Annotated in this window: 1 protein-coding gene; it reads left to right on the top strand. The window is 65.4% G+C overall.

What is annotated here, in order from left to right; translation table 11 throughout:
• Positions 1–482, top strand: a 482-nt coding sequence (locus ACWGTO_RS33840; RefSeq protein WP_454578999.1) for an IS91 family transposase, incomplete at both ends; no start/stop codon positions are given.

Here is a 482-nt window from a genome sequence, read left to right as displayed (position 1 = left end):
TTCTGCGCCCAACTGGCTGGACTGAAGCGGATCGAATGGGTCGTCTACGCCAAGCCCCCGTTCGGCGGTCCCGAACAGGTCCTCGCCTATCTGGGCCGCTACACCCATCGCATCGCCATCGCCAACAGCCGCCTCGTGAGCCTGGACCAGGGAAAGGTCAGCTTCCGCTGGAAGGACTATCGCCACCACGACAAGTCCAAGCACAAGCTCATGACCTTAAGCGCCGACGAGTTCATCCGGCGCTTCCTGCTGCACGCTCTTCCAGACGGATTCCATCGCATCCGCCATTACGGCCTTTTCGCCAACGGCCATCGCGTCGCCAAGCTCGCCCAGTGCCGTCTTCTTCTGGCGGCGCCCACGCCGCCGACGCCGGACCCGACCGCCGACTATCGCCAGCGTTACCGCTGTCTCACAGGACGATCCCTGGACATCTGTCCGGGCTGCGGCGGCGCCATGGCCTCGCTCGGCCCGATCCCGCGCAA

Source organism: Mesorhizobium sp. PL10 (assembly GCF_053714315.1).
The sequence above is the reverse complement of the archived record's forward strand: the minus strand, read 5'-3'. Positions and strand labels throughout refer to the sequence as shown.